Below are 10,673 nucleotides of genomic sequence, written 5' to 3'. Positions count from 1 at the left end.
GCGAACTCCCTGGGTCAACAATTCGAAAAGCCTGAGATTAAGGATGGCCAAGCCGCATCAGGTTGCGCCAAGCGAGCCGGAAGCGGGTATGCCTCCGTACATGGAGTCATTTCTTGCTCATCTTCGGCTGCTGGTCGGCGTTCCGTTTGATTACCTCGTGCCTGACGCCCGGCTTCTTCCGGATGAGTCGATCCGCTTCTTTTATCTCGACCGTTCCTGGACCGACCGTCTGGTGGATGGGGCGATTGCCATAGGTAAGATTGGCACGCGCGAGCAGGCGCACCATCAGGCGCACGCTTCCGCTGTGCATCAGCAGCTCGACCAGACGGAGCGGATCGTGCGCAAGCTGCAGATCGGCACATTCGGCAGCTTTTCCGATCTGAAAGGCGCAAACGACAACAATCAGGCCCCGGGCGACATCATCACGGGATTTCTTCTGCGCTCTGCTGCTGTCGTCGGATGGCCACACATGGATGTGCGCGCATACGACATTGATATTCCCGAGAGAACCAATGGCGTGGAGCTTGATCCGAGTGATCCAAATGTGGCGAAGCACCAGTTGCCGACATTGCGACTGGAACTGCTCTCACCATCGATAATGCTGGCGCTGTTTCAGGGAATTCCTCAGCTTGTTTATCTTGAAGAGCCGCACCATGGCGTTCAATTCGGCATCCTCGATCCTCAAGGAGACGGCAATTTCCAAATGTTCGTTCGCGACACCACGGGCCATCAGATATTCGTCCCCCCGAACAATCCGAACGCTAAAACCATACCTGTGCCGGTGCGTGCTGCAAATGCGCGCGTGATCCACATTGCAAAGCTGCGCGACCAGCTCGGAGCAAATCCCGCGCCGGGGATGCCTCCGCAGAATGGCAGCGCAAATTTCGCCCTTGAGGTGCTGCAGCCTCCGTGGCGCCAGCGTTTTGAGGGCACTGTAGATGAGGCCGGCCAGGGTGGCGGAGACGGGCGCTTCGTGGGAGGCATCATGGTCGCAAAGAATGTGCAGGATGCGACGATACAAAACGCGTACAAAGAGCTGCTGCTCAATCCATAGAAGGCTATATGGCAACCAACGTAACAACGCAGGAAATGTTCAGCATCGCGGCTGCTCACGGCATCACGCAGCGCACCGTGGCCAGTTGGTCGGGGCTGATTCCGCGCACGCCGCGGGTGCTGGTGCCGATCCAGGTTGATGCGCTGGTGGTGCGCGGGCAGGGGGGCACGTGGGCCGACTGCCTGATGAAAAATCCTCCCCCGGGAGCGACTACTGCCAGCCGCCGTGATCTGTTGCCGCCTCCATTTACCAATCAGGCCGCGCGCGCGACGGGCGTCTATCTGCACTGGGCCTTGCCCGACGCGCTCACGCATGGGACCGCATCCGTCACCAGCCAGCCCGCTCAGGGATCTACGCAACAGAGTTCCTCATCATCGAGCCAGACTGCTGCCACGAATGTCGCTGACGCCACATTTCCCGCTATTCCTGACCGTTGGCTGGTGGTGCGCTACTATCCATCCGGATCAATCACATCGCGTCGCGCCATAGAGGCCTGGGTCCTGCGTGCGGGAGATTATCCAACCGATAGCTCGGGGCCGCAGCCGATTCCTATCCCTCCGCAGCCCATTCCGATAGATCAATGGACAGAGGCCGGTCCAAGCGCCATTTCAAGAGACGATATCACTGCGATGGGCCGAGGCGATGCGGCGTGGGCGGCCTACTATGACAACGTTCAGAACCGTCTCGGCTTTTACGACTCGCTCAAAGACGTGCAGCAGGGGCCAATCTCCTATCTTGTATGCGGATGGTATTCCAATTCAGACCGCGATCCGCTCGGAGCTGCGCAGATCAAATCCCTCAGCGATTTTTATGCAAAGATGGCTGAATTCCAATGGAAGCTCGAAGACGGCGAACTGCAGGAGTCGCAGCGCCACGCCTGGAAATTTATTGCCGCAGCAACGCAGATTGGACTCAAGACCCGCGAAGCCATTGCAGTAGGCACATATGGGACAACTGCAGAAAGTCTGCCTTCGCCGCCCGTGGCCGCAGCGCGCGCTGTCAATCGAGCTGCCCAGATAGGACCGCCGTCTCCAGCGGCCGAGACATCATGGCAGCCAGCCCCGCTCAATGATGATGGCAGACCGATAGGCGATACGTATGTGACGAACGGAAGCTGGTGGCCTGAGCTGACCCTCTATCACGGCTCGGCAGTGGCCATCGGTTGGCCGGGCATAGGGTGGGAAGGCATGCCAAAAGGCGCCCTTTCCGGTGAATTTGGAGGGCCGCCGCCAGCCAGCGATGTGAATGTGATGGTCGGCACGACGCCGACGGATGCGCTAGCGTCCCTTGTTGCGAAGGCACGCAATAAGCCGGAAGAAGCCCGCCTGCTGGAAGCATTTATGCTCGGCTCGCTCTCTGAGTTTGATCAGGCGGATGGGCCGGCGCGCACCGATGCCCTTTTGCAGGCCAGCGCATTTTACTCGCGCGATGGAGGCTACGAGACAGAACAGATATGGATTCCTGCCATGCCGCCCATCAACTCTGCAACGCCGTCCAATCCCGCGCCAAAGGACGCAGGCATCTTTCAGCGCGCGGTCCGCGGCGGTCACACGCCAAAAACCCTCCATGCCACGCCGCACTTCGTGGAACGAGCGGCAGCCACAAGCGTTTCAACTGCCACGGGGCAGATTTATACGCTCAGCGCAAGAGAATCGGAATTCTCCGAGATCCTCAACCGGGGCGATGTTCAAAGCATCATCAGCGTACTCGGCCAGAATTTTACTGTGCCGCCACAGACCCCCGGTCACTACAAAACCGTGCAGCGCGCCCTGCCTCGGTTCTTTCAGCCGTCCGATCCGGTCATCCTTATTCAGGGAGCGGCGCGGTCGTTCAAACACGGCAATGACGGCAACTACAACTCCGACGGAACTCTCTCGTGCCGGCTCACAGGCTTCTACAACACCGAACTTTCGTGCATGGATCCGTCCGGCGCTCTCATTCGCTACTCTGTCCACGGTGAAGACCTGCTCACGCGCGGGTTGGAAAATGGCAGCGTCCCGCCTGAGTGCGACGACCTGCTCAAGGAGTCTGTTCTGCAGGATCCAGGATCGGCTGCAGCGGCGGCGCAGGCGTCGATCTGGATGTCAAGCGGGCAACGCGGCCTTTCCCCTGCTGCCGCCGCGCCGAGCGCTTCTGTAATGGCCCTGGCCAAAAACTACGCCGTCGAGCAGACTGCATGGTGGTCTACGCGCGATCCTCGCGTAGATCATGGGCCGCTGCTGGCAAACAGCGGCTTCCGAGGCACACTTCCTTCTCCCATCGCCGTCACCATGCCCCGCCAGCCCTGGACGCCCATGCATCTCGATTGGGAAGTGCAGTATGTGCCCTCAAAGAATGGCATCGCCGACTGGTGGCTCGACGAAAACGACTTCATCCCTGATCCGGCCAAACTGCCATCGACTGACGACATCGCGCGCGGCGTGACTCTCAAAGGGCGCGCGCACCTTACCGCAGGTATAGCTGACACGGTGGCGTCCTCTGTGCGGCGGGCGTTGACTCAGGCGGCATTGTCGGCTGGTTCCGGCTCAGTAATTCCGGGGAGGCTTGAGAAGTTCTATTCAGAATACGCGCAGAAGGTGGTCGCCTACTATCAGAACCTGACGCTCAATCTCAAGGTGCCGTCTGCTTCCGGAACCGGGGGAGGTGATGGCGGTGTTTCGCAAATCGACCGTAGCGGTCTGGAAGATATTGCCTCGGCGCTCGAAAACATGGATGTGCTCTGTGGCGCGCTCGATCCTTTTCATCAGCGCCTGCGCAGTGGTTACGAGGGCGACGGCAAGTCCGCGCCTGCACAAGGACAGCCTGTTCCCGATCCGTTCTTCCCGCTGCGCGCCGGCTTCCTGCGGGTCGTGCGCCTGCGACTGGTCGATTGTTTTGGGCAGGTGCTGGATCTGGCTGGCTCCAGCGATACATCCAGCGTCAACCCTCAGATGATCGACAGCTCTATTCCAATGGAGCTCGACGGTCATCCGAACCTGCAGCTGATGCCGCCGCGCTTCACTTCTCCCTCGCGCTTGTGGCTGCGCTTCGCCGACAACGGCGGCGCGACGAATGCAGACGGCACGGCCGTATACGCAAATGCCACTGTCAGCCCGGTGTGCGGGTTCCTGCTGCCCAACCATCTCGACGGCGCGCTCGAGTTCTTCGACAGCAACGGGCAAAACCAGGGCGTCCTGCGCCCGGATGAAAATGCGGGCATCGTGTGGGAAGACGCGCCCGGTATTCCGTCCTCCGTGGGACAAACGCCGGAACGTGCGATCAGCAATCGATTCGCCTCTGGAATTGCGCGAGGGTTGCTTGATTGGGGAACAGTGGATGCGTCACTGAATGGCGCGCGCGAAGATGCCCTGAGCGCTGTGCTGCGCATCATCGATTCCACGCTCTGGGCAGTTGATCCGTTCGGACACACGGGAGACGAACACCTCTCTCTGCTCATTGGTCATCCGGTGGCCGTGCTGCGCGCCAGCTTGCGCCTCGAATTGCAGGAGCCGATTACGCCGGATCTTGTAAATAAAATTGCGCTGCCCCTGCGCATTGGCGCGCTGAAACACTGGCAGGACGGGCTGTTTGGTTACTTCATCAACGATGACTATCGCACCTTCTATTGCGCGGACGCGGCGGTTGCCGGCTTTGCCCGCGAAGTTGGCCCGAATCAGGGCTTCCTGCAGCAGATCAACGCAGTGGACAACTACTACCAGCAGTTCGCCGATGATCTCGGCGCTGATGTCACCGCGGGCGACGATAGCGCTACCCCGCCAGTGCAGGGCCGCGCACCCGTGAATCATCCTTATGTAAACAGTGATGGAGAGATGACCATCCGGCCTAACCAGGAAGTGAAGCTCACGCTGCTGGTCGAGCCGCAAGCGCTGGTGCATGGAACCATGGGCCTTCTGCCGCGAAAAGACGTTGGCCTGCGCCGCTCGTGGATCGCAACAGGACTGGCAAACATCTCTCCAACGTTCCGTTTCGGCCCAGTGCTCGTCGATCCCAAGACGATCAAGATGCCGGTTGCGGTGGAGTCCTTCGGCACATGGAGCTGGGACCACCGCACAACCATCACCGCTTGGGGCGAAGACAAGGTAGTAAACGCCACCCAGGACGCGATTCTCCCGGTCGATCCTGTGAACGGAACCGAGGGATGGCTGCGATTGGTTCCCAGTCAGCCGACTGAGGCCGATACCTCGGGAGAAACGGGACAGGCGTGAGCGGCGCAAAGGCCGTCTTGAAGAATGGCTGAGCCGCACCTAGCACCCGCTGAGCTTGGTCTGGGTATGGAAGCATTAGAGATAAATGGGGTATCTGATACTCAAGTGAGGTTCGCCAAAAGTAGATTGTCCCGAGGCGGGTTGCGCTGTGTGAAGCAAAGTTTGAGCCGCAAGTCTCGTGACCTAGCTCAGTTCTCTGTTTTCGCGCACCAGTTTGGCCATCGTTTGAGCCCACAATCGATGGTCATGTCAGCGTTGATCTCGAACTGCGGCTGCTGGTTCTGGTTCGGTGTCGCTGCGTTCATTTATTTTTCCCTCCCATTCCTGATCATCGAAGTCTTTGAACGGCGCGCAGGCGGCGACAAACCGCAGGACCTCCATGTCGCTCTCGCGGCGGCTTCGCGGAAAGGCAACGAGGCGAACCTTGGGCTTCCCGCGCTTGGTGATGATCACGCTTTAGCCGAGCGAAGCGCGTTGCATCAACTCACGCATGCACCGTCTCGCGTCCGCAACACCTACGCGCACCGTGAAGACCTCTCGCCTTTTGTCGAAATGTTCATCTTGCCGTTGTTAACTTGCCTGAAATCTTGCGCTTCCTGAAAAATTTCATAAGTCGCTACTTTTTCTGGTGGACGGCGCGCGTGGTATCGCCGCTGTCGAACACCTTTTACCCCCACCCTACCCGGTCCCCGGATCGACAGGCTCATTGCGCGCCTTCCTCATCGTCATCCTCAGGGAATAGAGCTTTGACGTTCTGCAGCTTGCGGGTCGCGGTGACGAGGTCATCACTCGAATCGAAGATGCTATCCTCGGGTTCGTCGTCTCCGAATTCTGGCTCGACGACCACGTCGGATAACGCAGGTGCTTCGTTTGCCACGATATGGAGCATCGAATCGACCGCTGCGGCCTTGGCAGCATTCAACTTGGTTATCGCCCGGAGAGCTGGTTTGTATGCTTTCTGCACAGAAGCCTTCGCCTGCTGATAGGCAGGCTGGCCGTCAAACCAAGCCAAAAGGTCTTGCGGCATCGCCATCGCCTCAACGAACCGTTCATCGAAAGCGGATCGAAGTAGGGGGCGACAGCAGCCCGGGCGATCTGGTCGAGCAGGTCTGGGCGCAATGCAGCAAGAGCGTCAATCTCGACCTGCTCGCGTCCCCACCGTTCGCGCCACGCGCGCGCACGCTTTTCCCCGGGCTTGATCGGTGAGTCGGGAAGATGGAACTCGATCACTTGTTCGACGGTCAGTGCGACACGGATCAAGCGCACATCGAGGCGGTGGAACTCGCGGCAAATATGCGCCTGTAGCTTGCGTGCGACTGAGATGGGCATTTGCCATCCATCCGGATCGAAGTCGCTGAAGTAGAGAATGCGCAGGGGTCTGCCATCGTCAGCGGCCCGTTTTGCAATCCCGTAGACCGCGCTTTCGCTAACTTCTCCCGTTGCCAACAGCAGTTCGCCGCGTACTTCTTTGGCGATGGGCTTGAGGACTTCGCCGAGGGATGTCTTTTCTCCGATCATGCAAATGCGGAATGGCTGACGCGGTATTTTCGGAGCGGCAATAGAAAGCGTCGGCACCAGACTGTCAAGTTCTGGCACGCGGAACTGATCGCTCTCGTCGGAAACAATCAGCTCGCGATAGATGGGATCTTCACTGGCGTCATCGTCGGAATGTTTCTCATCGGCGACCCAGAATTCGGGTGGCGCGGCCCGCTCATCAACGATGCGGTCGAAGGCAACCAGCCCGAAGTGGCGCGCGTATTTGCCAGCAGCCTCGACCAGGCTGGAAGTGATGTGCGAACCGACGAACCGCGTGCCGTTCGGCAGCCTGACATCGCCAGCTGATAGACATCGGTAGTAGAGTCCGCGCAAATGGACGCGTCCGTCGGGCACGAAACGGTCCACCTGCTCCGCAAACCACTCCGCATCGCGGCGGCTGGCCTTGGTTTCATTGAAGGGATCGTGTTTGGGTAAGAGTACGAACAGGTCGCGTGGCGCGAGTCCGGCCAACTCCGCTTCTATGGCCAACAGCGTCGCCAGCGGTCCAGACGGTTCATAGGGTTCCGCCTTCGGTGCCTTGGGCAGCGGTTCCGCCTTCGGCGGCTTGGGCTGCGCGGGATCTGGTGGCAGACGGTTGCGGCTCCGCGTAAACGCCTTGCGTAGCGCCTCGACGATTTCCGGCTGCAGCAGCGAAAGATCGGGAGCCTTGCCCAGACTCGTGGTTGGGATGAACGGCGCAGTGACGGCGACAATCAGATCGCAGTCGCCACCTTCGACCTTCATGATCGCATCGCTGTTGTCATCGAGACAGGCACCAGATAGGTAAATGCCGTTATGGCCGCGTACTGCATCGACGCCCCCACGATGGGCGCCCGGTTGTGTGTGTGTGTGTGTGTGAGGCATAGGACGATCTGCCAGCCGCTGAGCGCTGCAATATGTTTCACACCCGGTTCTCAGTTGGTGCGAAATCGCCAAGTCACTCATCGAAACCTAAGACCTCAAACCACCATAGTGTTAGGTTGCCGTAGCAGTCGTGATAGCGATTTACTTGTGGTCCGAATATATTTGACTTCCAAGGATTGAAGTTACAATCTCGATCTGGATGGAGGTGAGTGCTTGACCGCCCTCATACAGGACATCCGCCACGCCCTTCGTATCGTTGCCAAATCTCCAGCGTTCTCTGCCATTGCGGTTGGTACTCTTGCGCTGGGCATTGGCGCAAGCACAGCACTATTTTCCATGGTTAACGGTGTGCTTCTCAATCCGCTCCCTTTTCCGCAGTCCTCGCGGCTCGTCGCCCTCTATGAGCAGAATTCGGGAATTCCTGAGGCACCAATCAGCTACCTGAATTTTCTCGACTGGCAACGCGACAGCAAGACTTTTTCATCGATGGCGATTTACCGGCATGAGGACTACAACCTTACGGGCACGGACCGCTCTTTGCGCGTAGATGGTTTGATGATCTCTGCGTCATTTTTGCCAACACTGCAGGTTCATCCTGTGCTCGGTCGCGACCTCGAATCCTCCGACGATCATCTTGGAGCAGCGCCTGTCGTATTGCTCGGCGATGGATTCTGGCGCAAGCGATATGGCGGCGATCCCGCAGTGATTGGCAAGCCGATACAACTGGACGGAACCAACTACACCGTTGTTGGGATTCTTCCAGCGGGGTTCAACTTTTATGGCTTGGAACGGGATGTCTTCGTTCCGGTTGGCCAGTGGAGCGATCCCTCATTTCTTGATCGCCGCATCGATGTGAGTGCGCATGCTGTGGGTCGGCTGGCGCCGGGAGCTACGTTGGCCGAGGCACGCGCGGAAATGGATTCGATCGCCCGGCATCTCGCTATTGAATACCCAGAAGCGGACAAAGGCGTGGGGATCAGTGTGATTCCCATGAAGGAAGATATCGTCGGCAACGTCCAGCCGATCCTGTTGGCTCTTCTGGCGGCTTGCGGATTTTTGCTGTTGATCGCGTGCTCCAATGTGGCGAGCCTGCTGCTGGCACGTTCCATACGGCGTTCCGGCGAGTTTGCGCTACGCGCGGCGATCGGCGCAGGCAGCAGACGGATCATGAGTCAATTGCTTACTGAAAGTTTGATCATCGCCGGCCTCGGCGGAGCGATAGGCTTTCTGTTGGCGTTTTTCGGCACAAAAGCCATTGTGCGCATGCTACCAGCCGCGTTGCCGCGGTCTGCTGATATTGCGGTTGACTGGAACGTACTGCTTTTCACGCTCGGCATATCGGTAGTTTGTGGAATTGGATTCGGCCTTGCACCTGCGCTGAAGTTGTCTCGCGTAAATCTGCAACAGGTTCTGAGACAAAACACGCGTGGAGCAGGGGGGACGCGTCTTCGCTTGCAGGGATTGTTTGTGGCAATCGAAACTGCCCTGGCACTGGTGCTCCTGGTGGGCGCCGGCCTCATGCTGCGCTCGCTTGCCGCACTGTGGCGCGTCAATCCTGGCTACAATCCTGATCACGCAGTCACGTTTTCAATGTCCATCCCTTCGTCTTCAGCGACTACTGAGACCGAAACGCGCGCGAAGCTTCGACGCTTTGACGCACAGATGCGATCGATTCCCGGTGTCGAGGCCGTCTCAGTCACCCTGGGATCGCGTCCGATGATCCATGACTCGGAATTGCCGTTCTGGATCAAGGGCCAACCAAAACCTGCCAGCAATAACGACATGCCCCAGTCGATGTTTTATCTGGTGGAATCGGGGTTCCAGAAAGCTATGGGGATAACGCTCGAGCGCGGCCGATTTATCAGTGAACAGGACAATGAGCATGCTCCGGTTGTGATCGACGTGGATGATGCTTTTGCACGCATGTATTTCCCCAATCAGGACCCGATCGGAAAACGCATACACATCGCGGGCTTTGACGTAGAAGCCGAGATTGTGGGAATTGTAGAGCATATTCGACAGTGGGGGCCAGGGAACGATCCGAAGACCGCCATTGAAGCTCAGTTCTTTTATCCCTTCATGCAGTTGCCACCGAAGCTGATGCGGCTTGTGGCCAATGGGGTGGCTGTGGTGGTGAGGACGAAAGGAGATCCCGCTTCCATCATGGGTTCAGTGCGCGATGCCGCCGCACAATTCGATTCTGGCTCTGTGATTTATGCCGAAGAGACGATGCACGATATAATTTCGAACTCGCTGGCGGCGCGGCGTCTTGCAATGATTCTGCTGAGCGTCTTTTCTGGACTCGCACTGGTCCTCTCCTGCGTTGGCATCTATGGAGTCATCTCCTATCTGGTAGAGGAGCGAACACACGAGATTGGAGTTCGCATGGCCTTGGGCGCAGAACGAGGAGATGTGTTGCGGCTCGTTCTTGGTCAGGGAGCTGTGATGGCGGCTCTTGGAATTGGGATCGGGGTGTTTCTAACCCTGGGCCTTGCAAGATTGATCGGCAGCCAGCTATATGGTGTCACTCCACATGATCCGCTGACATTTTGCAGCGCGGGATTCGCATTGCTGGCCGTGGTAATGACAGCCTGCTATGTTCCCGCCAGAAGAGCGACCCAGGTAGACCCTCTCGTAGCTCTCAGATATGAGTAACTGCGTTGCGTTGCATTTTTGGGCTAAAGAAGTAGCGCCTCTCGAAAATTAGAATTACGAATTCACTCACACGCTTGCACAACTGAGAAACATAATTGGTACCGAAATACTCGCGTGGTGTTGACCGATGTTTTCACGCCTGATTATCGATTGGCGATGACAGGCAATCATCTTCTTTCACGCACGGTTCTTGGATGATAGCGAGCGCATGAGCTGATCGTCAGATTGTTATCCTGCGAGTGGCGTTTACGTATAAAATGACTAGTTAAACCTTCGATCGAAAGTACCGTTTACGAGTTGTAAGTTATTGATGTCAGATGCGAAAGTGGCGGAATTGGCAGACGCACCAGGCTTAGGAT

General features: G+C 58.0%; 6 protein-coding genes. 4 read left to right on the top strand and 2 right to left on the bottom strand.

The window, feature by feature from the left end; translation table 11 throughout:
• Positions 1 to 43: 43 nt before the first annotated feature.
• Genes VEV40_RS05075 through VEV40_RS05065 form a run of 3 tightly spaced genes read left to right on the top strand, consistent with a single transcriptional unit; the run spans position 44 to position 5,859 of the window.
• Positions 44 to 1,054: a hypothetical protein gene (locus tag VEV40_RS05075; protein WP_324830626.1), complete on the top strand. Its 1,011-nt coding sequence runs from the start codon at positions 44 to 46 to the stop codon at positions 1,052 to 1,054.
• 8 nt (positions 1,055 to 1,062) lie between these two features.
• A complete protein-coding gene (locus VEV40_RS05070) occupies positions 1,063 to 5,259 on the top strand; it encodes a hypothetical protein (RefSeq protein ID WP_324830625.1) in 4,197 nt (1,398 codons plus the stop codon).
• Positions 5,260 to 5,283: 24 nt separating this feature from the next.
• Entirely contained in the window at positions 5,284 to 5,859 is a 576-nt protein-coding gene (locus tag VEV40_RS05065) for a hypothetical protein (protein WP_324830624.1), read from the top strand.
• A gap of 103 nt (positions 5,860 to 5,962) precedes the next feature.
• Here the strand turns inward: VEV40_RS05065 and VEV40_RS05060 are convergent, their stop codons facing one another.
• Both VEV40_RS05060 and VEV40_RS05055 read right to left on the bottom strand, forming a co-directional pair.
• Positions 5,963 to 6,181 (bottom strand): hypothetical protein, encoded by a 219-nt coding sequence (locus tag VEV40_RS05060; RefSeq protein WP_324830622.1) that lies wholly within the window; start codon positions 6,179 to 6,181, stop codon positions 5,963 to 5,965.
• Positions 6,182 to 6,186: 5 nt separating this feature from the next.
• Positions 6,187 to 7,659 (bottom strand): hypothetical protein, encoded by a 1,473-nt coding sequence (locus tag VEV40_RS05055; protein WP_324830621.1) that lies wholly within the window; start codon positions 7,657 to 7,659, stop codon positions 6,187 to 6,189.
• Positions 7,660 to 7,872: 213 nt separating this feature from the next.
• Here VEV40_RS05055 and VEV40_RS05050 point away from each other — a divergent pair, with 213 nt between their 5' ends.
• The gene (locus tag VEV40_RS05050; protein WP_324830620.1) at positions 7,873 to 10,314 is read left to right on the top strand and encodes an ABC transporter permease; all 2,442 of its coding nucleotides are present in this window, start codon (positions 7,873 to 7,875) and stop codon (positions 10,312 to 10,314) included.
• The last annotated feature ends 359 nt before the right edge of the window (positions 10,315 to 10,673 follow it).

The sequence above is a fragment of the Alloacidobacterium sp. genome (assembly GCF_035631355.1).
GTDB lineage: Bacteria > Acidobacteriota > Terriglobia > Terriglobales > Acidobacteriaceae > Alloacidobacterium.
The sequence above is the reverse complement of the archived record's forward strand: the minus strand, read 5'-3'. Positions and strand labels throughout refer to the sequence as shown.

Excerpts from the sequence above, each read along its gene's own strand:
- VEV40_RS05070 (WP_324830625.1), top strand. The coding sequence starts at position 1,063 with ATGGCAACCAACGTAACAACGCAGGAAATGTTCAGCATCGCGGCTGCT.
- VEV40_RS05055 (WP_324830621.1), bottom strand. The coding sequence starts at position 7,659 with ATGCCTCACACACACACACACACACAACCGGGCGCCCATCGTGGGGGC.
- VEV40_RS05065 (WP_324830624.1), top strand. The coding sequence starts at position 5,284 with ATGGCTGAGCCGCACCTAGCACCCGCTGAGCTTGGTCTGGGTATGGAA.
- VEV40_RS05075 (WP_324830626.1), top strand. The coding sequence starts at position 44 with ATGGCCAAGCCGCATCAGGTTGCGCCAAGCGAGCCGGAAGCGGGTATG.